Source organism: Citrobacter sp. RHB35-C17 (assembly GCF_013816795.1).
GTDB lineage: Bacteria > Pseudomonadota > Gammaproteobacteria > Enterobacterales > Enterobacteriaceae > Citrobacter_A > Citrobacter_A amalonaticus.
The window spans coordinates 492,381-518,906 of the sequence record NZ_CP057150.1; the positions used below are offsets into that span (position 1 = coordinate 492,381).

Consider the following 26,526-nt stretch of genomic DNA (forward strand, 5'->3'; position numbering starts at 1 on the left):
TATTCTATTTTTATTTTCCTATTTTTATTTTAGTTAATAATATTGATTACTCTCGTTTTTATTGTGCAAAGTATCCGGAATTATCTAGCACCTCCGTTATTAATTAATAATAAAACGGCTAACGGGATATTATTAATTAATGAGGTAATAAGCTGTGACGCTATATAAAGTCGATGAATACGCTGCTTTTTCTCAATGGCTATTTATATGGATATTTTCTTATGCCTCCTATTTTGCTCGTCAGATCTCATATTTTATTAATGACTGCAATTTACAGGGTGATATAACAATAATATTCTTAACCGGCGCTGAACCTGTTATCGGGTTTTCTGAGTAGCGAGATTCTTAGTGGCAATGCCTTTTCTTAATTCTGTCGGAGACGGAAAGGTCTTTTTTTGCGTTCATACATGGACTTTAATATGAAATTAAATAAGAGAATGACTATTAGTGCCGTGGCAATACTGGTTAGCTGCAATGTCCTGGCCGCTGAATCTGTTATCGATTTACGTCACGACTACTTCGATGATGGAAAAATTAATAAAGATCGTATCTATTTTGCGCATCGGTTTGATAACCAATTCGGTTTCTCTGTCGAGACCCGTTATAAATCAAGTGGTGACGATGCGAATGAGCCTTTTAATGAATTAGATAATAACGGTAGTGAAGCCACTATCAGCTATCGCTTTATCCTTAATCCCAAAATGTATCTGATCCCTGCTTTTAATATTGATAGTAATTCGGGTAATACCATCTATAAACCTAACCTGTTACTCGGGACCGTACTGGGTAATGGTTTTTATCTGAACCTGCGCTATCGTTATGATTACACCTTGCAGGATAACGAAGACCTGAATAATAAAGCAACAGGGCGTTATGACGCGTGGCTTGGCTATAAGACCGGTGACTGGAAGTTTGAATACAACTTTGTTTACTTACATGCCAATACCGATATTTATAATGAAAGTCACGCCGACTATGAGCATGACATGAAGGTTGCCTACTCTGTCACCAAAAACTGGGCACCTTATATTGAGATTGGCAATGTCTCCGTCAACAGACTGCAAGACGACAGGCAAACACGTTTCCGGATAGGTTTCCAGTACACCTACTAAAGAGAAAAGGGATGAAAGGGAGTTGCACAGAATGTTAAAACAATGGGATGAAGTATTTCATCGATATACTAATAACCCGGATGCGGCAAAATTAATACTGCGGGTGGTTTTTGGCGGACTCATGCTATTTCATGGCGTAGCGAAAGCGAAACACGGACTTGGCGCAGTCGTGTTCCTGCTGGAATCTCACCATTTGCCGGCTTTTATCGCATGGGGATCGTTCATTGGCGAGATTATTGCGCCCTTGATGTTGATTCTTGGGGGGATGACACGTTATGCGGCGGCAATTTTTACCTTCACAATGCTGTTTGCGACATATCTGGTGATGGACGGGAAAGTATTGGCTCTGACGCCTCAGGGATCATGGGCCCTGGAGTTACAGGCTATATATCTGTGTGGTGGGTTTTGTATGCTCTTTCTGGGTGGTGGAAAATATTCCGTAATGTCTGAATTTTCTTCTCGCCGGTAAAAAGAGAAGGCCCGAAAATTCGGGCCTTAGAAGAAGATAAATCGGTGTAAAAAAATGGGCTCTTCCGAGCCCATTTTGCTGTGCACCGAGAATTACTTCTCAGTGAGGCCGAGCTTTTTCTCCAGATAGTGGATGTTAGTACCACCTTGCTGGAAGTGCTCGTCGTTCATGATGCGCGTCTGCAGATCAACGTTGGTTTTAATACCGTCGATGATCAGTTCCTGCAGCGCGTTTTTCATGCGGGCAATCGCCACATCACGGGTTTCGCCGTAGCAGATAAGCTTGCCGATCATGGAGTCATAGTATGGCGGTACGGTGTAACCGGCATAGATATGCGACTCCCAGCGCACGCCAAAACCGCCTGGCGCGTGGAAGCGGGTGATTTTACCCGGGCTCGGCAGGAAGGTGTTCGGGTCTTCAGCATTGATACGGCATTCCACCGCGTGGCCTTTGACCTGCACCTCTTCCTGCTTGATCGACAGCGGCTGGCCAGCAGCAATGCGCAACTGTTCTTTGATCAGGTCAACACCGGTGATCATTTCGGTAACCGGGTGTTCAACCTGAATACGGGTGTTCATTTCAATGAAGTAGAACTCGCCGTTTTCGAACAGGAATTCAAAGGTGCCCGCGCCGCGATAGCCGATATCCACACAGGCTTTCGCGCAACGCTCGCCAATGAAGCGACGCAGTTCCGGGGTAATACCCGGTGCCGGTGCTTCTTCGACGACTTTCTGGTGACGACGCTGCATAGAGCAGTCACGTTCCGCCAGATAAATCGCGTTACCCTGACCGTCTGCCAGCACCTGAATTTCGATGTGGCGTGGGTTCTCGAGGTATTTCTCCATATAAACCATGTCGTTGCTGAAAGCCGCTTTCGCTTCCGCTTTGGTCATGGAGATGGATTGCGCCAGTTCGGCATCGCCGCGTACTACGCGCATACCGCGACCGCCGCCGCCGCCGGACGCCTTGATGATAACCGGATAGCCGATGCGTTTTGCATGGGCACGGTTCGCATCCATATCGTCGGTCAGCGGGCCGTCAGAACCCGGTACGGTCGGGACGCCAGCTTTCTTCATCGCGGTGATCGCCGATACTTTGTCACCCATCAGACGGATGGTGTCCGCTTTCGGGCCGATGAAGATAAAGCCAGAGCGTTCAACCTGCTCAGCAAAGTTGGCGTTCTCAGAGAGAAAGCCATAACCCGGGTGAATCGCTACCGCGCCAGTGATTTCAGCGGCGCTGATGATAGCCGGGATGTTCAGATAGCTTTTTACGGACGGAGCCGGACCAATACAAACCGTCTCATCCGCCAGCAATACGTGTTTTAAATCGCGATCCGCGCTTGAATGCACAGCGACAGTCTTGATACCCAGTTCTTTACAGGCACGAAGAATTCGCAATGCAATCTCGCCGCGGTTGGCGATAACAATTTTATCCAGCATGTTCGCCTCGTTACTCGATGACGACCAGCGGCTCGTCAAATTCTACCGGTTGACCACTTTCGACCAGGATAGCTTTCACGGTACCTGATTTGTCCGCTTCGATCTGGTTCATCATTTTCATGGCTTCAACGATGCACAGGGTATCGCCTACATTGACTTTCTGACCCACTTCGATGAACGCTTTAGCGTCCGGGCTCGGGGTGCGGTAGAAAGTACCAACCATTGGGGAACGTACGATGTGACCACTGATTTCTGCTGCGGCGGCTGCCGGCGCTTCTGCTGCCGGAGCAACTGCGTTAGACAGAGCAGGTTGCTGCTGCATCATTGGTGCAGCGTAGGCTTGTTGCATCACCGGGAAGCTACCTGCTGGCGCTGCGCGGCTGATGCGTACAGACTCTTCGCCTTCAGAAATTTCCAGTTCGGAGATGCCTGATTCTTCAACCAGCTCGATCAGTTTTTTAATCTTACGAATATCCATGAGTGGGTTCCGTACTCTTTGTTTAGTGTGATTGTGACAGGCATTAAGCGCTGTCTGTAAAGCGTGAGTCCCGATGGCAAAACGGCTTGCGCCTGCCAGGACGCCGGTATATTCCGCCTCAACGATTCATGTGAGACTTGTCGGTTAACATGCAGCGATTTGCTGCAATCCTCCGGCAAAAAACAAAATATACCTTCAATGCTCGATTGTCACCTTTTCAGCGGTCTAAAAACGCTGTCCAGGGAGCCAAGGTCGCACATTATAATGATTTCGTAGCAATTGGCAGCTAAATACTGGTCTTATCAGGGAAGATAATCAACCGCTAACACACAAATAACATCCGAGTCTCTGCATTTTGTAACCGACTGCACAGTTCGCCAAACTAGCGCCACCACTGGCGGAACTTCTTGTAACGGCAGGCCAAAAGCAGCAGTGCGAGCAGAGCATAAATGATGGGTTGAGGTGACAAAATCTTCACCGACCACAGATAATGTATCGGCGCGAGGATCGCCACCAGATAGACGAAGTTGTGCAAAAATTGCCAGCGCTTACCCAATTTTCGTTGTGCTGCCTGTGTTGATGTTAGCGTCAGCGCGAGCAGGATGAGCCAACTGATGATCCCAAGCGTTAAATACGGGCGCGTAATCAGTTCTCGTCCCAACAATCCGAGATTATGGATACCTAACTCCAGCAGCGCGTAACTGGTCAGATGCAGCGTAGCCCAGGCGAAACACCATAACCCCAGCAGACGACGGGCGCGTATCAATAATGGCTGTTTAGCGTAGCGTGCGAGCGGCGTGACCAGCAAGGCAGCGAGCAAAAATTTCAGAGCTGTCCTACCGGTAAAGTGCTGGATGTCCTTTACCGGATCGGCGCTGAGCCCGCCGTTGTTAATGGCCCAGAACAGCCAGAGAAATGGTAGCAATCCCGCCAGATGAAGCGCCACTTTCAGCCAGGTAATCTGCTTTGCACTCAGCCGCACTTAGAAATTCTCCCGCAAGTTCAGGCCGCGATACAGCGAGGCCACTTCATCGGCATAGCCGTTAAACAGTAGGGTGGGTTGCCGTTGGACATCCAGAATCCCGCCTGCGCCGATAAATCGTTCCGTTGCCTGCGACCAGCGCGGGTGATCAACATGCGGATTCACATTAGCGTAAAAACCGTACTCATCGGCAGCGGCAAGATTCCAGGTGGTGGGGGGCCGCTCGCGGGTCAGTTTAATGCTGACGATCGATTTAATGCCTTTAAAGCCATATTTCCACGGCACTGTCAGGCGTACAGGCGCGCCGTTTTGCGGCGGTAATGCTTTACCGTATACACCAACGGTCAGCAGCGTCAGGGGATGCATTGCCTCGTCCAGGCGCAGTCCTTCGACATAAGGATATTTCAAACCGCCGCCAATGAAGCGATCTTTTTGTCCCGGCATGTCGTCCGGCGCATAAAGCGTCTCGAACGCGACATATTTTGCATTGCTGGTGGGTTCGACGAGCGCCAGCAGCTTATGTAAAGGAAAGCCAATCCACGGCACCACCATCGACCAGGCTTCAACACAGCGCATCCGGTAAATCCTCTCCTCTAAAGGAAAGCGTGTGGTGAGCGCATCGTGATCCAGGGTTAATGGTTTAGCCACTTCACCACTGATTTTCAACGTCCAGGGATCGGTTTTCATGCTGCCCGCATTGGCGGCAGGATCGGCCTTATCCAGACCAAACTCGTAGAAGTTGTTGTAGCCAGTGACTTTATCTTCTGGCGTTAAAGGCAGCGTGTTTTGCCATGCGGCGGGTTTGCTGAATTCCAGCGGTTTGCCGGCGGGCGCGGGTGGACGATCGTTGCCTTTGAACCAGCTCAACAGATCCGCCTGCGCGGATATCGGCAGCGACAGCGTGGCAGCCCCGATCCCCAGCGCTTTCAGCACCTGGCGGCGATGCATAAAGAAAGCCGATTCGGCAGTGACATCGGCTTCTTTGAGTGGACGTAATTTCTTCATAACAGACTCCAGGCGTACATATAATGCGTAGTTACTATGGCAGGGAGTCTGTCAGTGCGCAGCGAAATTTCGTTAATTAAGTGTAAATTTCTACGGCGTTTGTGTTTACTTCACTTTAACCAGCGTACGGCCTTGTACCTGGTTATTAATGATGGCATCGGCGAACTTCGGCGCCTCAGCCAGCGAAATTTCCGTTGCTGCCTGTGCATAGAATGATTCCGGTAAATCATTCACCAGACGCTGCCAGGCCTGAGCACGGCGCGCCGGTGGTGTCATCACAGAATCCACCCCTTGCAGACGAACGTTGCGCAAAATAAACGGCATCACTGTCGTTGGCAGGGCAAAACCGCCCGCCAGACCACAGGCGGCGACACAGCCCCCGTAGTTCATTTGCGCAAGCACTTTCGCCAGCACTTTATCACCCACGGTATCAATTGCCCCGGCCCACAGTTGTTTTTCCAGTGGACGGGATTCGGCGAACTCATCACGACCCAGAATACGGCTTGCGCCCAACTGGCGGAGATAATCATGGGTGCTTTCACGTCCGGACACCGCAACAACCTGATAGCCCAGTTTATGCAGCAGCGCGACCGCGGTACTGCCGACACCGCCGCTGGCGCCGGTGACCACGATTTCACCGTCTTGCGGACGAATGCCCGCCTCTTCAAGCGCCATCACGCACAGCATGGCAGTAAACCCGGCAGTGCCGATCACCATCGCTTTACGGCTGTCCAGCCCTTTTGGCAGCGCAACCAGCCAGTCCGCTTTCACGCGTGCCTGTTCTGCCAGACCACCCCAATGATTTTCGCCAACGCCCCAACCGGTCAGCAACACCTCCTGCCCCGCATGAAAACGAGGATCTTCGCTGGTCCGAACGGTGCCAGCGAAATCAATGCCAGGAATCATCGGAAAGTTGCGGATGATTTTTCCTTTTCCGGTGATGGCGAGCGCATCTTTATAGTTCAGACTGGACCAGTGGACATCCACTGTGACATCGCCTTCCGGCAGCCGACTTTCTTCAAGAGTCTGCACGGAAGCAAGGGTTTTACCGTCCTGCTGTTCTAAGATCAAAGCCTGCATAACCTGTCCTCAATTCTGCATGGTGGATTGGAAAATGACGTCTGAAGACTATACTCGCTAATTGAAACGTGAATCCGATGCAACGCAATAAATTGCCAGATACACCTGATTTGGTAGTATGCACTCACTCTTTGCGCAACCGGACGAATTTTGCGTTTGGTTAAGCAGTTTCGTGTCGCAATTCAACCGTCGGAGTTAACTCAAGGATGCGATTAACGACGAAATTCTCAGCTTTTGTCACGCTGCTCACCGGGTTAACGATCTTTGTCACCCTGATCGGCTGCTCGCTGAGCTTTTACAACGCCATCCAGTACAAGATGGCCCATCGTGTCCAGGCGGTGGCGACAGCCATTGACACGCATCTTGTTTCACGCGATTTCAAACAGTTAACATCGCAAATTGACGAACTGATGGTGTCTGCCGACGTCGTACGCGTCGATCTGCTGCAGGGTGAAAAGGTCATTTATAGCCAAACCCGTAACAGTAGCTATCGCCCGGTTGGCACCAGTAATCTCTTTCGCGAGCTCTCGGTTCCACTGATGAAGCACCCGGGAATGACGATGGATCTGGTCTATCAGGATCCGATGGGCAACTATTTTCATTCACTGATGACGACGGCACCGCTCACGCTGGCCATTGGTTTTATTGTACTGATGCTGTTTCTGTCGGTACCTTGGCTACAGCGTCAACTTTCCGGTCAGGAACTGCTGGAGATGCGTTCGACGCGAATTTTGAATGGAGAACGGGGAGCCAGTGTACGGGGTACGGTCTATGAATGGCCGGCGCGCACCAGTAGCGCGCTGGATATGCTGTTGTCCGAAATCCAGAGCGCCCAGGAGCAGCGGAGCCGTCTCGATACGCTGATTCGCTCTTACGCCGCGCAGGACACCAAAACCGGCCTCAGCAATCGGCTCTTTTTTGACAACCAACTGGCGACGTTGCTGGACGATCAGGAGAAGATCGGCGCGCATGGCGTGGTGATGATGATTCGCCTGCCGGACTTTAACCTGTTGCGCGACAGTTGGGGGCGTAACCTCGCCGAAGAAGAACTGTTTAGTCTGATCAATTTATTGTCCACTTTTATGATGCGTTTTCCGGGGTCGCTACTGGCGCGCTACCATCGCAGCGACTTTGCCGTTTTGCTGCCGCACCGCACTTTGAAAGAGGCGGAAAGCGTAGCCGGACAACTTTTAAAAGCAGTCGATGCACTTCCGACTAATAAAATGCTCGATCGTGACGATATGGTACATATCGGCATTTGCGCCTGGCGTAGCGGGCAGTCGACTGAACAGGTGATGGAACATGCAGAGGCGGCGACCCGCAATGCTGTGTTGCAGGGCGGAAATAGCTGGGCGGTGTATGACGACTCGTTGCCGGAAAAAGGGCGTGGCAACGTGCGCTGGCGAACGTTGATTGAGCAGATGCTCAGCCGCGGCGGCCCGCGAATTTATCAGAAACCGGCCGTCACCCGGGACGGACATGTGCATCATCGGGAACTGATGTGCCGCATCTTTGATGGTAATGAAGAGGTCAGCACGGCGGAATACATGCCGATGGTATTACAGTTCGGTTTATCAGAAGAGTATGACCGCTTACAAATAAGCCGCGTCATTCCGCTGTTAAACTACTGGCCGGAAGAGAATCTGGCGATGCAGGTGACGGTAGAGTCGCTGATTCGTCCACGTTTTCAGCGTTGGTTACGCGATACCTTGATGCAGTGTGAAAAATCGCAACGAAAACGCATAATTATTGAACTTGCGGAGGCGGATGTAGGTCAACACATCAGCCGGTTGCAGCCCGTTATCCGCTTAGTGAATGCATTAGGCGTTCGGGTTGCCGTCACGCAGGCGGGTTTAACGCTGGTGAGTACCAGCTGGATTAAGGAACTCAATGTGGAATTGATCAAGCTTCATCCGAGTCTGGTCAGGAACATTGAGAAGCGAACGGAAAACCAGTTGCTGGTTCAAAGCCTGGTGGAGGCGTGCTCAGGCACCAGCACCCAGGTTTACGCAACGGGTGTACGTTCGCGCGGTGAGTGGCAGACGCTGACAGCGCGTGGTGTTTCCGGTGGACAGGGGGATTTTTTTGCTGCCTCCCAGCCGCTGGATACCAATGTGAAAAAATATTCTCAAAGATACTCGGTTTAACCTGCCGTTTGTTCAGTTTTCACGTAGAATAACGCGCGCTGTGCCTTCATGGGGGTGTGCTTGTCTGCTCGCCATTTTGTAACAGCACATATGCAGGTGAATGACCTTAAACCGGTTGCAAATGAGGGCGAGGATTGCTGCTGAAGTACTCAGCCCTGAGGGACTCAGGTAGAGATTTGTAACAAAGGAAACGAACTGCACTAATTTTCACCGTAGCAGATGATTTTTGCGCCTTGTCGCTGCTGCGTGTGGTTGGTAAAGTAAGCGGATTTTGTTTTCCGCCCCAGCTTTCAGGATTATCCCTTAGTATGTTGAAAAAATTTCGTGGCATGTTTTCCAATGACTTGTCCATTGACCTGGGTACCGCGAATACCCTCATTTATGTAAAAGGACAAGGCATCGTATTGAATGAGCCTTCCGTTGTGGCCATTCGTCAGGATCGTGCCGGTTCACCGAAAAGCGTGGCTGCAGTAGGTCATGATGCGAAGCAGATGCTGGGTCGTACGCCGGGCAACATTGCTGCTATTCGCCCAATGAAAGACGGCGTTATTGCCGATTTCTTCGTGACTGAAAAAATGCTCCAGCACTTCATCAAGCAAGTGCACAGCAACAGCTTTATGCGTCCAAGCCCGCGAGTGCTGGTGTGCGTACCGGTTGGTGCCACTCAGGTTGAGCGTCGTGCTATTCGTGAATCCGCACAGGGCGCTGGCGCCCGCGAAGTCTTCCTGATTGAAGAGCCGATGGCGGCGGCAATCGGTGCGGGTCTGCCCGTTTCTGAGGCAACCGGCTCGATGGTTGTGGACATCGGTGGCGGTACGACGGAAGTCGCCGTTATCTCCCTGAACGGTGTGGTCTATTCTTCTTCTGTTCGTATCGGCGGCGATCGCTTCGATGAAGCCATCATTAATTATGTGCGCCGTAACTACGGTTCTCTGATCGGTGAAGCCACCGCAGAGCGTATCAAGCATGAAATTGGTTCTGCCTATCCGGGCGACGAAGTGCGCGAAATCGAAGTGCGCGGTCGTAACCTGGCAGAAGGTGTTCCTCGCGGCTTCACCCTGAACTCTAACGAGATTCTGGAAGCCCTGCAGGAGCCGCTGACCGGTATCGTTAGCGCGGTGATGGTTGCACTGGAACAGTGCCCGCCGGAACTGGCGTCTGATATCTCCGAGCGCGGAATGGTGCTCACTGGTGGTGGCGCGCTGTTGCGTAACCTTGATCGTCTGTTAATGGAAGAAACCGGTATTCCAGTTGTTGTCGCTGAAGACCCGCTGACCTGTGTGGCGCGTGGCGGCGGCAAAGCGCTGGAAATGATCGACATGCACGGCGGCGACCTGTTCAGCGAAGAGTAATCGGGTGCCGGCAGGAGAGCATTATGCTGTCCTGCCGACTCTGATACGAGAATACGCAAACTTATGAAGCCAATTTTTAGCCGTGGCCCCTCGCTACAGATTCGCCTTATTCTGGCGGTGTTGGTGGCGCTCGGCGTTATTATTGCCGACAGCCGCCTGGGTACGTTCAGTCAGATCCGTACCTACATGGATACCGCCGTCAGTCCTTTCTACTTTATTTCCAATGGTCCCCGTGAACTGCTTGATGGCGTCTCGCAAACGCTCGCCTCACGCGACCAGCTTGAGCTTGAAAACCGGGCGCTGCGTCAGGAACTGCTGCTGAAAAACAGTGAACTGTTGATGCTGGGGCAGTACAAACAGGAGAACGCGCGCCTGCGCGAGCTGCTGGGTTCGCCGCTGCGTCAGGATGAACAAAAGATGGTGACGCAGGTCATCTCCACGGTTAACGATCCCTACAGCGACCAGGTGGTTATCGACAAAGGCAGCGTGAACGGTGTTTACGAAGGCCAACCGGTAATCAGCGACAAAGGCGTTGTCGGTCAGGTCGTCGCGGTGGCGAAGCTGACCAGCCGCGTCCTGCTGATTTGTGATGCCACGCATGCCTTACCCATTCAGGTGTTGCGCAACGACATCCGGGTGATCGCGGCCGGTAACGGCTGCACCGACGATCTGCAACTCGAACACCTGCCAGCCAATACCGATATTCGCGTTGGCGATGTGCTGGTTACGTCTGGTCTGGGCGGTCGTTTCCCGGAAGGCTATCCGGTTGGCGTGGTCTCTTCCGTTAAGCTGGATACTCAACGTGCTTACACCGTGATTCAGGCGCGTCCTACTGCGGGCTTACAGCGTCTGCGCTATCTGCTGTTGCTGTGGGGGGCCGACCGTAACGGCGCCAACCCGATGACGCCGGAAGATGTGCATCGCGTGGCGAATGAACGTCTGATGCAGATGATGCCGCAAGTGTTGCCGTCTCCGGACATGATGGGGCCGCCGTCGCCCGTGCCTGCGCCAGCAACCGGTATCACGTCATCACCTGCCGCTCCGCCAGCGGGTGCGACGCCGCCTCCAGCGCGTGCGCCGGGAGGCCAGTAGTGGCAAGCTATCGTAGCCAGGGTCGCTGGGTTATCTGGCTCTCGTTCTTTATCGCTCTGTTATTGCAAGTGATGCCCTGGCCGGATGAGATCATTGTCTTTCGGCCAAACTGGGTGCTGCTTATTTTACTCTACTGGATCCTCGCCCTGCCGCATCGCGTCAATGTGGGCACAGGTTTCGTGATGGGTGCCATACTGGATCTCATTAGTGGTTCCACGCTTGGCGTGCGGGCATTGTCGATGAGCATCATCGCTTACCTGGTTGCGCTGAAATTTCAGCTCTTTCGCAATCTGGCGCTCTGGCAGCAGGCACTGGTGGTGATGTTGCTTTCGCTGGTGGTGGATATTATTGTTTTCTGGTCAGAGTTTTTAGTGATCAACGTCTCTTTCAGACCTGAAGTGTTCTGGAGTAGTGTAGTCAACGGAGTGCTCTGGCCGTGGCTTTTCTTGCTGATGCGTAAAGTCCGCCAGCAATTTGCAGTGCAATAAAGGTTTCTATGACATCTCTATACTTAGCTTCCGGTTCGCCGCGTCGTCAGGAACTGCTCACGCAGTTAGGCGTTTCTTTCGAACGTATTGTTACGGGAATCGAAGAAACGCGTGGTGAAGGGGAAAGCGCACAGCAATATGTGTCGCGTCTGGCGCGGGAAAAAGCCCAGGCCGGCGTGGCGCAGACGCCGCGCGATCTCCCTGTTCTGGGGGCGGATACCATCGTTATCCTCAATGGGGAAGTGTTAGAGAAGCCACGTGACGTACACCATGCGGCGCTGATGTTGCGCAAATTGTCCGGGCAAACGCATCAGGTGATGACGGCCGTTGCGCTGGCGGATAGCCAGTATGTGCTTGACTGCCTGGTGATGACCGAGGTGACGTTCAGAGCGTTGACGGATGCGGATATCGCTGACTATATCGCCAGCGGTGAACCGATGGATAAAGCAGGTGCATACGGTATTCAGGGGCAGGGTGGCTGTTTTGTCAGGAAGATAAATGGCAGCTATCACGCCGTAGTCGGCTTACCGCTGGTTGAAACGTATGAGTTGCTGAGCAATTTTAACTCACTGCGTGAGAAAAGGGATACACATGACGGCTGAATTGTTGGTAAACGTAACGCCATCGGAAACACGCGTGGCGTACATTGATGGCGGTATTCTGCAAGAAATTCATATTGAGCGCGAAGCGCGACGCGGGATCGTAGGCAATATCTACAAAGGTCGGGTCAGTCGCGTACTTCCGGGTATGCAGGCGGCTTTTGTAGATATTGGGCTGGATAAAGCCGCGTTTCTTCACGCTTCCGACATTATGCCGCACACCGAATGCGTGGCGGGTGAAGAGCAGAAGCAGTTTACTGTTCGCGATATTTCGGAGCTGGTGCGTCAGGGGCAAGATCTGATGGTGCAGGTGGTGAAAGATCCGTTGGGCACCAAAGGCGCGCGTCTGACCACCGACATCACTTTACCGTCTCGTTATCTGGTCTTTATGCCCGGCGCCTCGCATGTGGGTGTGTCTCAGCGTATCGAAAGTGAAGCCGAGCGTGAGCGCCTGAAGAAAGTGGTCGCTGAGTACTGTGACGAGCAGGGTGGATTTATCATCCGCACTGCGGCAGAAGGCGTTTGTGAAGACGATCTGGCGTCAGACGCCGCGTACCTCAAGCGCGTCTGGACCAAAGTGATGGAGCGCAAAAAGCGTCCGCAGACGCGTTACCAGATGTATGGCGAGCTGGCGCTGGCGCAGCGTGTACTGCGTGATTTTGCTGACGCACAGTTAGACCGCATTCGCGTGGATTCCCGTCTGACCTATGAAGCCCTGCTGGAGTTTACTGCGGAATACATCCCGGAAATGACCAGCAAGCTGGAGCATTACAGCGGACGCCAGCCGATTTTCGATCTCTTTGACGTTGAGAATGAAATCCAGCGAGCGCTGGAGCGTAAAGTGGAACTGAAATCCGGCGGCTATCTGATTATCGATCAAACTGAAGCGATGACCACCGTCGATATCAATACCGGCGCGTTTGTCGGCCATCGTAATCTTGATGACACCATCTTTAACACTAATATTGAAGCGACCCAGGCGATTGCCCGTCAGCTGCGACTGCGTAATCTCGGCGGTATCATTATTATCGATTTTATCGACATGAATAATGAGGATCACCGTCGCCGGGTACTGCATTCGCTTGAGCAGGCGCTGAGTAAAGATCGGGTGAAAACCAGCATTAACGGTTTTTCGCAGTTGGGTCTGGTGGAGATGACGCGCAAGCGCACGCGTGAGAGCGTGGAGCATGTGTTGTGCAACGAATGTCCGACCTGTCACGGACGCGGCACGGTGAAGACGGTGGAAACTGTCTGCTATGAGATCATGCGTGAGATCGTTCGCGTGCACCACGCCTACGACTCCGACCGCTTCCTGGTCTATGCTTCTCCGGCAGTGGCGGAAACCCTGAAAGGGGAAGAGTCGCACGCGCTGGCGGAAGTTGAGATTTTTGTCGGCAAACAGGTGAAAGTACAAATTGAACCGCTCTATAACCAGGAGCAGTTTGACGTCGTAATGATGTAAACCGATACGGTGCCGCGTGACGGGCGGCGCATTTTCAGGCAGACAAGGAGAGACGCGTGAGGCGATTGCCGGGGATATTATTGCTCACTGGAGCCGCGCTCGTCGTTGTCGTAGCGCTGTTGGTCAGTGGTTTGCGCCTGGCATTACCGCATCTCGACAGTTGGCGTCCGACGATCCTCAGCAAAATTGAGTCTGCGACGGGGCTGCCGGTCAAGGCCAGCCAGATCTCCGCCAACTGGCAAAATTTTGGACCCACTCTCGAAGCACGTGATATCCGCGCGGAACTGAAAGACGGCGGAGAATTTTCGGTAAAACGCGTTACCCTGGCGCTGGATGTCTGGCAAAGTTTGCTGCACATGCGCTGGCAATTTCGCGATCTCACCTTCTGGCAACTGAATTTCCGTACCAACACGCCGATTGAACGCAGCGAAAGCGGTGACGGTCTGGAAGCCAGCCGAATCAACGATCTTTTCCTGCGCCAGTTCGATCACTTCGATCTCCGCGACAGTCAAATCAGCTTTCTGACGCTATCCGGTCAGCGCGCCGAACTGGCGATTCCGCAACTGACCTGGGTTAATGGTAAAAACCGCCACCGCGCGGAAGGACAAGTCAGCCTCTCCAGTCTGACCGGTCAGCACGGCGTCATGCAGGTGCGCATGGATCTGCGTGATGATGAAGGGTTGCTGAATAATGGTCGGGTCTGGTTGCAGGCCGACGATATCGACGTGAAGCCGTGGCTGGGAAAATGGATGCAGGATAACGTGGCGCTGGAGACCGCGCGCTTTAGCCTCGAAGGTTGGATGACCATCAGCAAAGGTGAGATCGCCGGTGGCGATGTCTGGCTGAAACAGGGGGGCGCGAGCTGGAAAGGCGACAATAACCTCCATACGCTCTCTGTCGACAATCTGACGGCGCATATCAGTCATGAACAGCCGGGCTGGCAGTTTTCTATTCCCGATACTCGCATCACAATGGACGGCAAGGCCTGGCCGCGCGGTGCGCTACAGCTCGCCTGGATCCCCGAGCAGGAAGTCGGTGGCGCAGACGGAAAACGCAGTGACGAACTGCGCATCCGCGCCAGCCATCTGGAGTTGACCGGGCTTGAGGGGCTACGCCCGATGGTGTCGAAGCTTTCGCCCGAGCTGGGTGACATCTGGCTTGCCACCCAACCGAGCGGAAATATCGATACCCTGGCGCTGGATATCCCGCTTCAGGCCACGGAAAAGACGCGTTTTCAGGCCTCATGGCGCGATCTGGCGTGGAAACAGTGGAAGCTGTTGCCAGGGGCAGAGCACTTCTCCGGAACGCTCTCCGGGAGTGTGGAAAATGGCGCGCTGACCGCGTCGATGAAACAGGCCAAAATGCCCTACGAAACGGTCTTCCGTGCGCCATTAGAAATTGAAGACGGCGTTGCCACGCTGAACTGGCTAAAGAATGACAACGGTTTTCAGCTGGACGGACGTAATATTGATGTGAAAGCGAAAGCGGTCCATGCGCGTGGCGGCTTCCGCTATCTACAGCCGACAGGCGATGACCCCTGGCTGGGGATTCTGGCGGGTATCAGCACTGATGACGGCTCTCAGGCCTGGCGTTACTTCCCGGAAAATCTGATGGGCAAGGCGCTGGTGGACTATCTCAGCGGTGCGATTCAGGGTGGAGAAGCGGAAAACGCGACGCTGGTGTATGGCGGTAATCCGCATTTGTTCCCGTACAAGCACAACGAAGGCCAGTTTGAAGTGCTGGTCCCATTACGCAATGCGAAATTTGCCTTTCAGCCGGACTGGCCTGCGCTGACCGACCTGAATATCGAGCTGGATTTCCTGAATGACGGCCTGTGGATGAAAACCGATGGCGTCAATTTAGGCGGCGTGAAGGCCACGAACCTGACGGCGGTCATCCCGGACTACGCCAAAGAGAAGTTGCTGATTGATGCTGATATTCAGGGGCCAGGCAAGGCGGTAGGTCCGTATTTTGACGACACGCCGTTGAAGGATTCGCTGGGTGCCACGCTTGAGCAACTGCAGATCGACGGCGATGTGAATGCTCGCTTACATCTGGATATCCCGCTGGACGGCGAATTAGTTACCGCAAAAGGCGATGTGTCGCTGCGCGATAATAGCCTGTTCATCAAACCGCTCGACAGCACCCTGAAAAACCTCAGCGGCAAATTCAGCTTTACCAATGGCAACCTGAAAAGCGAGCTGATGACGGCGAACTGGTTTAATCAGCCAGTGAACGTTGATTTCGCCACCACGGAAGGGACGAAAGCCTATCAGGTTGCGGTGAATCTTAACGGTAACTGGCAGCCCGCTCGTACTGGCGTTCTGCCATCACAAATTAATGACGCGCTCAGCGGCAGTCTGACGTGGGACGGTAAAGTGGGTATCGACCTGCCGTATCATTCCGGCACGACCTACAACGTTGAGCTGAACGGCGATCTCAGGAATGTGAGCAGTCACTTACCTTCTCCGCTGGATAAAAGCGCGGGTGAGGCATTACCCGTTAAAATTAAAGCAACGGGCGACCTGCGCAGCTTTACGCTGACCGGTAGCGCCGGACAGGAAAATCATTTTAACAGCCGCTGGCTGTTAAATCAGAAGCTGACGCTGGATCGCGCGATCTGGACGGCGGAAAGCCGGACGCCGCCGCCTTTGCCTGAACGCGAAGGCATTGAGCTGAATCTGCCCGCGATGGATGGCGCACAATGGCTGGCCCTGTTCCAGAAAGGTGCGGCGGACAACGTTGGTGCCAACGCGAACTTCCCGCAACACATTACGCTGCGCACGCCAGCGTTAACGCTGGGCGGACAACAGTGGAACAACCTGAGCCTCGTGTCTGAACCGGCATCGAATGGCACTAAAGTCGAGGCGCAGGGGCGTGAGATCAACGCAACGCTGGCAATGCGCAATAACGCACCGTGGCTGGCAAATATCAAATACCTCTATTACAACCCCACCGTGGCCAAAACGGATAACAGCGACACGCCGGCATCGGCATTTGCATCCGTAGAACGCGTTAGTTTCCGTGGCTGGCCTGACGTCCAGTTACGCTGTGAAGAGTGCTGGATGTGGGGACAGAAATACGGACGCATCGATGCGGATGTGGCCATTCAGGGTGACACTCTGAACCTGAGTAACGGTCTGCTGGACACCGGTTTCACCAGGCTGACGGCGGACGGACAGTGGGTTAACACCCCTGGCAGCGAGCGTACCTCTTTAAAAGGAAAACTGCGGGGTAACAAAATTGACGCCGCGGCAGGGTTCTTTGGCGTCTCTACACCGATTCGCAACGCGTCGTTCAACGTGGATTACGATCTGCACTGGCGCAATCCGCCGTGGAAGCCGGAGGAAGCCTCGCTGAACGGCATTATCCGCACCCGTCTGGGTAAAGGGGAGATCACCGAGCTAAGCACCGGGCACGCGGGACAGTTGCTGCGCTTGCTGAGCTTTGACGCGCTGCTGCGTAAACTACGCTTCGATTTTAGCGATACCTTCAATGAAGGTTTTTACTTCGACTCCATTCGCAGCACTGCCTGGATCAAAGACGGCATATTGCATACGGACGACACGCTGGTAGACGGGCTGGAAGCGGATATCGCCATGAAAGGGTCGGTCAACCTGGTGCGCCGCGAGCTGGATATTGAAGCGGTGGTGGCACCGGAAATCTCCGCCACGGTGGGGGTAGCCGCCGCGTTTGCGGTGAACCCGATCGTTGGTGCGGCAGTCTTTGCCGCCAGTAAAGTGCTAGGACCGCTATGGAGTAAAGTCTCGATTCTGCGCTATCGGATCACCGGTCCGGTCGACAAACCACAAATCAACGAAGTCCTGCGCCAGCCGCGGAAAGAAAATTCGCAATGATTTGACGGGGGCAAGGAATTGCCCCACTCTCAGTACATAGATCCTCTATCTGCAGTCATTAACGAGTAGCAATAACGATGAGTCTGAACCTGGTAAGTGAACAATTGCTAGCGGCGAACGGCCTGAAACATCAGGATCTGTTTGCCATTCTGGGCCAACTGGCCGAACGTCGTCTTGATTACGGCGATCTCTATTTTCAGTCGAGCTATCACGAATCCTGGGTTTTAGAAGACCGCATCATTAAAGATGGTTCTTACAATATCGATCAGGGCGTTGGTGTTCGCGCAGTGAGCGGTGAAAAAACCGGGTTTGCCTATGCTGACCAGATCAGTCTGCAGGCGCTGGAACAGAGTGCGCGCGCCGCGCGTACCATCGTGCGTGACAATGGCGACGGGAAAGTGAAGACCCTCGGTGCCGTTGAGTATCCTGCGCTGTACACCTCTGTCGATCCGCTGCAAAGCATGAGCCGTGAAGAGAAGCTCGATATCCTGCGCCGCGTCGATAAAGTTGCCCGTGAAGCGGATAAACGCGTGCAGGAAGTGTCGGCCAGCCTGACCGGCGTGTATGAATTGATCCTCGTTGCCGCTACTGACGGGACACTGGCCGCCGATGTGCGTCCGCTGGTGCGCCTGTCGGTCAGCGTACAGGTGGAAGAAGACGGTAAACGTGAGCGCGGCGCCAGCGGTGGCGGTGGGCGTTTTGGCTACGATTATTTCCTCGCCGATCTGGATGGCGACGTCCGCGCCGACGCGTGGGCGAAAGAGGCCGTACGCATGGCGCTGGTGAACCTGTCTGCGGTTGCCGCGCCTGCCGGGACGCTGCCCGTTGTGTTGGGGGCTGGCTGGCCTGGCGTACTGCTGCACGAAGCGGTGGGACATGGCCTGGAAGGGGACTTTAACCGTCGCGGCACATCGGTATTCAGCGGTCATATGGGCGAACTGGTCGCCTCTGAACTGTGCACCGTGGTGGACGATGGGACGATGGCGGAGCGCCGGGGGTCGGTGGCCATTGACGACGAAGGCACGCCGGGTCAATACAATGTATTGATCGAAAACGGCATTTTGAAAGGTTACATGCAGGACAAACTGAATGCGCGGCTGATGGGCGTTGCGCCGACCGGAAACGGTCGCCGCGAGTCTTACGCGCATCTGCCGATGCCGCGTATGACCAACACCTATATGCTGCCGGGTAAATCCACGCCGCAGGAGATCATTGAGTCCGTAGAGTACGGGATCTATGCGCCAAACTTTGGCGGCGGTCAGGTGGATATCACCTCCGGTAAGTTCGTCTTCTCTACCTCAGAGGCGTATCTGATTGAGAACGGCAAAGTGACGAAGCCGGTGAAAGGGGCCACGTTGATTGGTTCGGGTATCGAAGCGATGCAGCAGATTTCGATGGTCGGTAACGACCTGAAGCTGGATAACGGCGTCGGCGTCTGTGGCAAAGAGGGCCAGAGCCTGCCGGTGGGCGTGGGTCAACCGACGCTGAAAGTGGATAACCTGACGGTCGGCGGCACCGCCTGACTGTCAGTTGCCGGATAGTGGTTTACGCCTGTCCGGTCAACAACTGATGCTCCCATAGGCCCGGTAAGCGGCAGCGCCACCGGGCAATTTCTCACTTTTCTTTTCCCCGACCATACATTCCCTGAAAAATCTGTGCCACGTCGACGAAATAGTCGGTCAAATAGTTAATCACTACCTGTACTTTCAGCGGCAGTTTGTCTTTTTCGGTATACAGTGCATAGACCGGACGCGGATCGGACTGGTAGCGCGGCAGTAAGATCTCAAGTTCGCCCCGGTTGATCTCATTGATCACCCACATCAGCGGGACGTAGGCAACCCCTGCGCCGGCGGTCAGCCAGCGGCTGAGGGTCATTGGATCGTTGGTCACAAAGCGTCCCTGTGGGATCAGTCGCGTGGAGATCCCTTCCGGGGCGATCAGCTCAAACTCATTATCCGGACGCACGCTGTATTCCAGCCAGGAGTGGTTGGTGAGATCGGCCGGTTTTTCCGGTGTCCCATACTGTGCGAGATAGCGTTTCGCCGCGCATAACACCATCGGCATTGCGCCCAGGCGACGTGAAAACAGGCTTGAATCCTGGAGGGCACCCACGCGGATAACCACATCCAGACCGTCGGCAATCAGGTCGGGGGCCGGAATACCGGTGACCAGATTGACCGTCAGGCCAGGGTGCTCTTTGAGCATTTTAGCGGTGATCCCCGCGAGGACATTTTGTGCCATGGTTGAAGAACAACCAATGCGCAGCGTACCAATCGGCGTGTTGTTAAAGGCATAAAGCTGCTCGTGAACATCCTGCACTTCATGCAGCATACGCCGACAGCCCTGATAATAAATTTTCCCGGCTTCAGTCAAGCCAATGCTACGCGTGCTGCGGTTCAGCAGCTTGACCTGCAGCTCATCTTCCAGTTTTGCCACCGTCTGGCTAATCGACGAAACACTCATTTGTAGCTGTCTGGCGGCGGCGGTGAAGGAACCAAATTCCACCACTTTCGCGAACACCGACATGCGCTTTAATCGTTCCATTATTCACTCTGGCTTAAAAGTGATTTAGATCACATATTATAGATAACAGCATAACAGTTACGGTAATATATTATTATTCAAATAAAGGCTATGTCGCTCTCGCCTGGCTTTCCTTGCCCTTCTCCGCGTCGACATTTGCTGAAAACTGTATCGCCTGCACTCTCTACAATATCAAGGTCAATATGAGTCTGTTTCCCGTTATCGTGGTGTTTGGTCTGTCCTTCCCACCGATATTCTTTGAATTGCTTCTGTCACTGGCGATTTTCTGGCTGGTGCGCCGGGTGCTTGTGCCTACGGGCATCTATGATTTTGTCTGGCATCCGGCTCTGTTTAATACTGCGCTGTATTGCTGTCTCTTTTACTTGATATCGCGCCTGTTCGTTTGAGGTTGAAGTGAAAACACTAACAAGAAAAATCTCCCGTACGGCCATTACCCTCGTACTGGTCATCCTGGCATTCATCGCTATTTTCCGCGCCTGGGTCTATTACACTGAATCACCGTGGACGCGTGATGCCCGATTCAGCGCAGACGTGGTTGCCATCGCGCCGGACGTTGCCGGACTCATCACTGCCGTTAAGGTGCATGATAATCAACTGGTGAAGAAAGATCAGGTGCTGTTCACCATCGATCAACCGCGCTACCAAAAAGCGCTGGAAGAGGCCGAAGCCGACGTCGCCTATTATCAGGTGCTGGCGCAAGAGAAACGCCAGGAAGCCGGACGTCGTAACCGTCTTGGCGTCCAGGCGATGTCCCGTGAAGAGATTGATCAGGCCAATAACGTTCTGCAAACCGTATTACATCAGTTGGCTAAAGCGCAGGCGACTCGCGACCTCGCCAGGTTAGATCTCGAACGTACCGTCATTCGCGCGCCTGCGGATGGTTGGGTGACTAACCTGAACGTCTATACCGGTGAGTTTATTACCCGAGGCTCTACCGCCGTGGCGCTGGTGAAACAGAACTCCTTCTATGTGCTGGCCTATATGGAAGAGACCAAGCTGGAGGGCGTCCGTCCGGGCTATCGCGCAGAAATTACCCCGTTGGGTAGCAATAAGGTGTTAAAAGGGCGAGTCGATAGCATCGCGGCAGGGGTCACCAATGCCAGCAGTACCCGCGACGATAAAGGCATGGCGACGATCGATTCCAATCTGGAATGGGTACGCCTGGCGCAGCGCGTTCCGGTGCGTATCCAGCTTGACGATCAGCAGGAAAATCTGTGGCCTGCCGGCACCACGGCGACTGTCGTGATCACCGGCAAGCAGGATCGTGACGAAAATAATGATTCGTTCTTCCGTAAAATGGCGCACCGTCTGCGCGAATTTGGTTAATCGCGATGGGCATTTTTTCCATCGCCAACCAGCACATTCGCTTTGCGGTCAAACTGGCCTGCGCGATTGTCCTGGCGTTGTTTATTGGCTTTCACTTTCAGCTTGAAACACCACGCTGGGCGGTGCTGACGGCGGCGATTGTCGCGGCGGGTCCGGCCTTTGCCGCTGGCGGTGAACCGTATTCTGGCGCGATTCGTTATCGCGGGATGTTGCGCATTGTCGGCACCTTTATTGGTTGTATTGCGGCACTGGTGATCATCATTGCGATGATCCGCGCACCTTTGCTGATGATTCTGGTGTGCTGTATCTGGGCGGGGTTTTGTACGTGGATCTCTTCGCTGGTGCGCGTTGAGAACTCCTATGCATGGGGGTTATCGGGCTACACCGCGCTGATTATTGTCATCACTATTCAAACCGAACCGCTGCTTACGCCGCAGTTTGCCGTAGAACGCTGTAGCGAGATTGTCATCGGGATTGTCTGCGCCATTATCGCAGATCTGCTCTTTTCTCCGCGATCGATCAAGCAAGAGGTCGATCGTGAGCTGGATAGCCTGCTGGTGGCACAGTACCAACTGATGCAGTTGTGCATTAAACATGGCGATAGCGAAGAAGTGGACAAAGCCTGGGGCGATCTGGTACGTCGGGCCACGGCGCTGGAAGGAATGCGCAGCAACCTGAACATGGAATCCTCCCGCTGGGCGCGGGCGAATCGCCGCCTGAAGGCGATCAATACCCTGTCGCTGACCATGATTACGCAATCCTGCGAAACCTATCTGATCCAGAACACGCGTCCTGAGCTGATCACCGATACCTTCCGTGAGTTCTTCGCCATGCCGGTTGAAACCGCGCAGGATGTGCATAAACAGCTTAAGCGCCTGCGCCGGGTGATTGCCTGGACCGGTGAGCGTGAAACGCCCGTCACGCTGTATACCTGGGCTGGGGCGGCAACGCGCTATCTGCTGCTGAAGCGTGGCGTGATCAGCAATACCAAAATCAGCGCCACGGAAGAGGAAGTGTTGCAGGGAGAACCGGTGGTGAAAGTCGAGTCCGCGGAACGTCACCATGCCATGGTGAACTTCTGGCGCACCACGCTCTCTTGTGTGCTGGGAACGCTGTTCTGGCTGTGGACAGGCTGGACTTCCGGTAACGGCGCAATGGTAATGATTGCGGTGGTGACTTCGCTGGCGATGCGTCTGCCGAACCCACGCATGGTCGCTATCGACTTTATTTACGGTACGCTTGCCGCGCTGCCGTTGGGGGCGCTCTATTTTCTGGTGATCCTCCCCAATACCCAACAGAGCATGCTGTTGCTTTGTCTGAGCCTCGCGGTGCTGGGATTCTTTCTGGGGATCGAAGTACAGAAGCGGCGTCTGGGGTCGATGGGCGCGCTGGCCAGTACCATTAACATTATCGTGTTGGATAACCCGATGACCTTCCACTTCAGCCAGTTCCTGGACAGTGCGTTAGGGCAGATTGTGGGCTGCGTACTGGCCTTTCTGGTCATTGTGATTGTGCGCGATAATTCTCGCGATCGTACGGGTCGTGTGCTGCTCAACCAGTTTGTTTCTGCGGCGGTGTCAGCGATGACCACCAACGTGGTACGGCGCAAAGAGAACCATCTTCCCGCGCTTTATCAGCAGCTGTTTCTGTTGATGAATAAATTCCCGGGGGATTTGCCGAAGTTCCGTCTGGCGCTGACCATGATCATTGCGCACCAGCGTCTGCGGGATGCGCCGATTCCGGTCAACGACGATCTCTCCGCGTTCCACCAGCAGTTGCGTCGTACGGCGGATCATGTCATTTCAGCCGTGAATGACGACAAGCGTCGACGCTACTTTGGTCAGCTACTGGATGAGCTGGACGTGTATCAGGAAAAGCTGCGAGTCTGGGAAGCACCCCCGCAGGTCACTGAACCGGTGAAACGACTGACCGGTATGTTGCACAAGTACCAGCATGCGCTAACCGACAGCTAACCCTCAGAAACCGATGCCAAAAGCGTCGGTTTTTTTATGGCTATACTTATTCGATGTGCGCAATGCAGGACATCAGAAGGAGAAAACACCATGCAAACGCTTCAGGACAACGAACTTTTTCAGACGGGATATCTGGTTGATGGACAGTGGAAAACGCTTGATACCACCTTTGATGTGATCAATCCGGCGACCGGCGACACGATCGCGAAGGTGGCGAAAGCAGGAAAACAGCAGACCGAGGAGGCGATTGCCGCGGCCAGTAAGGCATTTCCTGCCTGGCGGGCAAAAACGGCAAAAGAGCGCTCGGCAATTCTGTACCGTTGGTATGAATTGATCATCGAAAACAAAAGCTGGCTGGGACGGTTGATGACCACCGAACAGGGGAAACCGCTGAAAGAAGCCGAGGGTGAGGTCGAATACGCTGCCAGCTTTATCCAATGGTTTGCCGAGCAGGCGAAGCGTGCCAATGGCGAAATTATCCCGCCGATCAAACCCGGCTCTCGCATTCTGGCGACCCGCGAACCGATTGGTGTTGTGGCAGCCATTACGCCGTGGAATTTCCCGATGGCGATGCTGACCCGTAAGCTCGGCCCGGCGCTGGCGGCGGGCTGTACCGGGGTGATAAAACCGGCCAATAACACGCCGCTGAGTGCCTTTGCGCTGCTTACGCTGGCGAAGAAAGCGGGGGTCCCTGATGGCGTGCTCAATGCCGTAGCGGGCAATACACCGGAAATCAGCGATGCCATCATGGCAAGCCATGCGGTGCGCAAAATTTCGTTCACCGGTTCAACGGCTGTCGGCAAAACGCTGGTGCGTAACGCAGCGGAAACCATGAAAAAAGTGTCGATGGAACTCGGTGGCAATGCTCCCTATATCGTGTTTGACGATGCGGACATCGATGCGGCGGTAAAAGGCGCTATTGCCAATAAGTTCCGTAATGCCGGGCAGGTTTGTGTCAGCGTGAACCGTTTTTATATCCAGGAGAGTGTCTACGACGAATTCACCCGCAGACTGGCTGATGCGGTTCAGGCATTGCAGGTGGGGAATGGCCTGGATGACGGCGTCGTCGTCGGGCCGCTGATCGAACCGTCTGCGGTCGATAAAGTGCGTGAGCATGTGGAAGATGCCGTTGCGAAAGGAGCCAAAGTGCTGGCGGGCGGGAAAGCGCACACACTCGGCGGTAACTTCTGGCAACCAACGGTATTGGGTGAATGTCGTGATGACATGAAACTGGCGAGCGAAGAGACGTTTGGACCGGTTGCCGCTTGCTTCCGCTTTACCCGAGAAGAAGAGGTAATTGAGCGCGCGAACAACACGCCGTTTGGCCTGGCCGCTTACTTCTATACGCAAAACCTACAACGGGTGTTCCGCGTCTCTCAGGCTATTGAGAGCGGTATGCTCGGGATAAACGAATGTGCGGTTTCCACCGAGTTGGGACCGTTTGGCGGGGTGAAAGAGTCCGGGCTGGGACGTGAAGGATCGGTTCTGGGGTTAGACGAATTTCTGGAAGTGAAAACCCTGCATATTGGCGGCCTGTAGTCAGACCGATATCGGGAAGGTGGCGATAGATGAATATCTATACATTTGATTTTGATGAAATTGAGGATCAGGACGACTTTTATCGTGAGTTTGCGCGAATGTTTGGCCTGGCCAAAGAGAAAGTAAGCGATCTCGACTCTCTGTGGGACATCATCATGAGTGAAGCGCTGCCGTTACCGCTGGAGATCGAGTTTGTACATCTACCCGAGAAATCACGCCGGCGTTATGGCGCACTGATTTTGTTGTTTGATGAAGCAGAAGAAGAGCTGGAAGGTCAGTTGCGTTTTAATGTTCGTCATTGAGAGATAAAAAAGCCCCCGACAGTCGGGGGCAAGGTCGTCGGACTAGACGACGAGGGTTTATTTGTACAATTCGGCAGTGGCATGCCAGGTGTCACCGCTACGGGCTTCGGTGATCTGATACGCTGATGCGCCTTTTTCCTGGGCTTTCTTGTTCAGCATTTCATGCATGTCCATTGGGCTGGAGCCGATTGCACTTACGGAGACAGAGCCAATCGCTTCGCGATTTTGTGCTTGTTCTGCGTTGATAGAATCTGCGGCGAATGCGCCGAATGAAAGAACAGAGAGAACGCTTAACGCAGCAACAGTTGTTTTGATTTTCATGATAAGTACCTCGTCGAATTTATTATTGGGGGTCTTCGTTTCGTGACCCTCATCACAAAATCAAGTATACACTAATCACGTGATAAATTAATACCACGCTAATGGTTTCAGCAATGCATAAGTAATGAAAATTTATTTTTTATGCCTGTCTGGAATTAAAAAGTGATGGTTTTTTGTTTATATCTAATAAAATCATATGGATATGAAATTTTGCGATTTGTGCGGTTTTGCATGAGCATATTCACTGCTTGAATGATTTTGGGCAGATAAACGCACTATTTGCTAAATAACAGGCAGATAAAATAACGGGAAGTGAACGTTAAAGCAGGGTTTTACCCCGCCGCCTCAGACGACGGGGTGAGAGGGTCAGAGCTCTTGTTCGAACAGCTCCAGAATGGCTTCGTAGAGATCTTTTACCGTAAAGCCATTAGCCGGGGTGGTAAAGATGGTGTCATCCCCGGCGATGGTGCCCAGAATGCCTTCAGCTTTACCCAGCGAGTCCAGCAGGCGGGCGATCAACTGCGCCGCGCCAGGACTTGTGTGGATCACCACCACTGCATCGTTAAAATCGATATCAAGAACCAGGTTTTTCAGTGGGCTGGAGGTGGTGGGTACGCCCAGTTCAGCCGGGAGGCAGTACACCATCTCCATTTTCGCATTGCGGGTACGGACTGCCCCAAACTTTGTCAGCATGCGTGACACTTTGGACTGGTTGATGTTATCAAAGCCTTGATCCTGCAATGCGAGGACAATTTCGCCCTGAGAGCTGAATTTTTCTTCTTTAAGTAGCGCTTTAAACGCTTTAACTAATTCTTCTTGCTTAGCTGAGCTTCGCATAAGTCACCCGTAGTATGAGAGTGGAAACAACATTATTATGCATACAGATGAATTTTTATGCAAATAGTCTGCCCAAGTGAAGGCTGAAATAATGTTATGAAAGAGCGGAATTTTATCAA

23 protein-coding genes are annotated in these 26,526 nt (G+C 53.5%); 15 read left to right on the forward strand and 8 right to left on the reverse strand.

Annotated elements, in window-relative coordinates:
- Positions 1–419 precede the first annotated feature (419 nt).
- Together HVZ37_RS02385 and HVZ37_RS02390 are read left to right on the forward strand one after the other, a co-directional pair.
- On the forward strand, positions 420–1,112 hold the full coding sequence (locus HVZ37_RS02385) for an oligogalacturonate-specific porin KdgM family protein (RefSeq protein WP_162178926.1): 693 nt from the start codon (positions 420–422) through the stop codon (positions 1,110–1,112).
- Positions 1,113–1,143: 31 nt separating this feature from the next.
- Positions 1,144–1,581 (forward strand): DoxX family protein, encoded by a 438-nt coding sequence (locus HVZ37_RS02390; protein WP_181628079.1) that lies wholly within the window; start codon positions 1,144–1,146, stop codon positions 1,579–1,581.
- A 92-nt stretch (positions 1,582–1,673) separates the two neighbouring features.
- On the opposite strand, the gene accC is transcribed toward HVZ37_RS02390, so the two are convergent.
- The 5 genes from accC to HVZ37_RS02415 all read right to left on the reverse strand — a co-directional run bounded on the left by accC (position 1,674) and on the right by HVZ37_RS02415 (position 6,568).
- Entirely contained in the window at positions 1,674–3,023 is a 1,350-nt protein-coding gene (accC, locus tag HVZ37_RS02395) for an acetyl-CoA carboxylase biotin carboxylase subunit (RefSeq protein WP_042998343.1), read from the reverse strand.
- Between the two features lie 10 nt (positions 3,024–3,033).
- The gene (gene accB / locus HVZ37_RS02400) at positions 3,034–3,501 is read right to left on the reverse strand and encodes an acetyl-CoA carboxylase biotin carboxyl carrier protein (RefSeq protein ID WP_042998342.1); all 468 of its coding nucleotides are present in this window, start codon (positions 3,499–3,501) and stop codon (positions 3,034–3,036) included.
- A 382-nt stretch (positions 3,502–3,883) separates the two neighbouring features.
- Positions 3,884–4,483, reverse strand: a complete 600-nt coding sequence (gene msrQ, locus HVZ37_RS02405; protein WP_181628080.1) for a protein-methionine-sulfoxide reductase heme-binding subunit MsrQ — start codon at positions 4,481–4,483, stop codon at positions 3,884–3,886.
- On the reverse strand, positions 4,484–5,488 hold the full coding sequence (gene msrP, locus HVZ37_RS02410) for a protein-methionine-sulfoxide reductase catalytic subunit MsrP (RefSeq protein ID WP_042998340.1): 1,005 nt from the start codon (positions 5,486–5,488) through the stop codon (positions 4,484–4,486).
- A gap of 105 nt (positions 5,489–5,593) precedes the next feature.
- Positions 5,594–6,568 carry an MDR family oxidoreductase gene (locus HVZ37_RS02415; RefSeq protein WP_044255991.1) on the reverse strand — a complete coding sequence of 325 codons (975 nt, stop codon included), beginning with the start codon at positions 6,566–6,568 and terminating at the stop codon, positions 5,594–5,596.
- Between the two features lie 206 nt (positions 6,569–6,774).
- On the opposite strand from HVZ37_RS02415, the gene csrD reads away from it, so the two are divergent.
- The 8 genes from csrD to tldD all read left to right on the forward strand — a co-directional run bounded on the left by csrD (position 6,775) and on the right by tldD (position 19,088).
- Complete coding sequence (csrD, locus tag HVZ37_RS02420) at positions 6,775–8,715, forward strand: RNase E specificity factor CsrD (protein WP_181628081.1); 1,941 nt, start codon at positions 6,775–6,777, stop codon at positions 8,713–8,715.
- A gap of 308 nt (positions 8,716–9,023) precedes the next feature.
- On the forward strand, positions 9,024–10,067 hold the full coding sequence (mreB, locus tag HVZ37_RS02425) for a rod shape-determining protein MreB (protein WP_000913396.1): 1,044 nt from the start codon (positions 9,024–9,026) through the stop codon (positions 10,065–10,067).
- A gap of 63 nt (positions 10,068–10,130) precedes the next feature.
- On the forward strand, positions 10,131–11,159 hold the full coding sequence (mreC, locus tag HVZ37_RS02430) for a rod shape-determining protein MreC (protein WP_042998337.1): 1,029 nt from the start codon (positions 10,131–10,133) through the stop codon (positions 11,157–11,159).
- A complete protein-coding gene (gene mreD / locus HVZ37_RS02435) occupies positions 11,159–11,647 on the forward strand; it encodes a rod shape-determining protein MreD (RefSeq protein ID WP_042998336.1) in 489 nt (162 codons plus the stop codon). Before mreC ends, mreD begins: the two co-directional genes overlap by 1 nt.
- Positions 11,648–11,655: 8 nt before the next feature.
- Positions 11,656–12,249, forward strand: a complete 594-nt coding sequence (locus HVZ37_RS02440) for a nucleoside triphosphate pyrophosphatase (protein ID WP_042998335.1) — start codon at positions 11,656–11,658, stop codon at positions 12,247–12,249.
- Positions 12,239–13,708: a ribonuclease G gene (gene rng / locus HVZ37_RS02445; RefSeq protein ID WP_042998334.1), complete on the forward strand. Its 1,470-nt coding sequence runs from the start codon at positions 12,239–12,241 to the stop codon at positions 13,706–13,708. The genes HVZ37_RS02440 and rng overlap by 11 nt, the downstream gene beginning before the upstream one ends.
- A 56-nt stretch (positions 13,709–13,764) precedes the next feature.
- Positions 13,765–17,565, forward strand: coding sequence for an AsmA2 domain-containing protein YhdP (gene yhdP, locus HVZ37_RS02450; protein WP_181628082.1), 3,801 nt, complete (start codon positions 13,765–13,767; stop codon positions 17,563–17,565).
- A 77-nt stretch (positions 17,566–17,642) separates the two neighbouring features.
- On the forward strand, positions 17,643–19,088 hold the full coding sequence (gene tldD / locus HVZ37_RS02455; RefSeq protein ID WP_044263671.1) for a metalloprotease TldD: 1,446 nt from the start codon (positions 17,643–17,645) through the stop codon (positions 19,086–19,088).
- A gap of 91 nt (positions 19,089–19,179) precedes the next feature.
- On the opposite strand, the gene aaeR is transcribed toward tldD, so the two are convergent.
- Positions 19,180–20,109: an HTH-type transcriptional activator AaeR gene (gene aaeR, locus HVZ37_RS02460; RefSeq protein WP_042998331.1), complete on the reverse strand. Its 930-nt coding sequence runs from the start codon at positions 20,107–20,109 to the stop codon at positions 19,180–19,182.
- A gap of 182 nt (positions 20,110–20,291) precedes the next feature.
- Here aaeR and aaeX point away from each other — a divergent pair, with 182 nt between their 5' ends.
- The 5 genes from aaeX (at position 20,292) to HVZ37_RS02485 (ending at position 25,249) form a co-directional block, all read left to right on the forward strand.
- Positions 20,292–20,495: a p-hydroxybenzoic acid efflux pump operon protein AaeX gene (gene aaeX / locus HVZ37_RS02465; protein ID WP_000051841.1), complete on the forward strand. Its 204-nt coding sequence runs from the start codon at positions 20,292–20,294 to the stop codon at positions 20,493–20,495.
- Between the two features lie 7 nt (positions 20,496–20,502).
- A complete protein-coding gene (aaeA, locus tag HVZ37_RS02470; RefSeq protein ID WP_042998330.1) occupies positions 20,503–21,435 on the forward strand; it encodes a p-hydroxybenzoic acid efflux pump subunit AaeA in 933 nt (310 codons plus the stop codon).
- Positions 21,436–21,440: 5 nt separating this feature from the next.
- Complete coding sequence (aaeB, locus tag HVZ37_RS02475; RefSeq protein ID WP_042998329.1) at positions 21,441–23,408, forward strand: p-hydroxybenzoic acid efflux pump subunit AaeB; 1,968 nt, start codon at positions 21,441–21,443, stop codon at positions 23,406–23,408.
- A gap of 90 nt (positions 23,409–23,498) precedes the next feature.
- A complete protein-coding gene (locus HVZ37_RS02480) occupies positions 23,499–24,947 on the forward strand; it encodes an NAD-dependent succinate-semialdehyde dehydrogenase (protein ID WP_181628083.1) in 1,449 nt (482 codons plus the stop codon).
- A gap of 29 nt (positions 24,948–24,976) precedes the next feature.
- Positions 24,977–25,249, forward strand: coding sequence for a barstar family protein (locus HVZ37_RS02485; protein ID WP_042324989.1), 273 nt, complete (start codon positions 24,977–24,979; stop codon positions 25,247–25,249).
- Between the two features lie 57 nt (positions 25,250–25,306).
- On the opposite strand, the gene yhcN is transcribed toward HVZ37_RS02485, so the two are convergent.
- Positions 25,307–25,570, reverse strand: a complete 264-nt coding sequence (gene yhcN, locus HVZ37_RS02490; RefSeq protein ID WP_042998327.1) for a peroxide/acid stress response protein YhcN — start codon at positions 25,568–25,570, stop codon at positions 25,307–25,309.
- A 366-nt stretch (positions 25,571–25,936) separates the two neighbouring features.
- A complete protein-coding gene (argR, locus tag HVZ37_RS02495; protein ID WP_042324992.1) occupies positions 25,937–26,407 on the reverse strand; it encodes a transcriptional regulator ArgR in 471 nt (156 codons plus the stop codon).
- Positions 26,408–26,526 lie beyond the last annotated feature (119 nt).